Origin of the sequence: Luteimonas sp. TWI596 (genome assembly GCF_039674105.1) — a bacterium.
Lineage (GTDB): Bacteria > Pseudomonadota > Gammaproteobacteria > Xanthomonadales > Xanthomonadaceae > Luteimonas.
The window spans coordinates 1-223 of the sequence record NZ_JBDJMU010000064.1; the positions used below are offsets into that span (position 1 = coordinate 1).

At 67.3% G+C, this 223-nt stretch carries 1 protein-coding gene; it reads right to left on the reverse strand.

Annotated elements, in window-relative coordinates; genetic code table 11:
• On the reverse strand, positions 1-223 hold a 223-nt coding region (locus ABE487_RS17260; protein WP_346452930.1), incomplete at both ends, for an MBG domain-containing protein.

The window sequence follows — 223 nt, forward strand, 5'->3', positions numbered from 1 at the left end:
GCCTTCGGTCACCGACCAGGTGAGGGTGGGGTCGGCATTGCCGTAGACCTTGGCGAGGCTGTCGGCGGTGACGGTGATCGCCCGCGGGTCGATGGTGAGCACGCCATCGATCGCAGTGACGACGTAGTTGCCGTTGGCCAGCGCGGAGGCATCGATGGTGTAGCGGCCCACGTTCTCGCCGGCTTCGCGGGTGAGTGCACCCGTGAGAGTGTCGGCACCAACG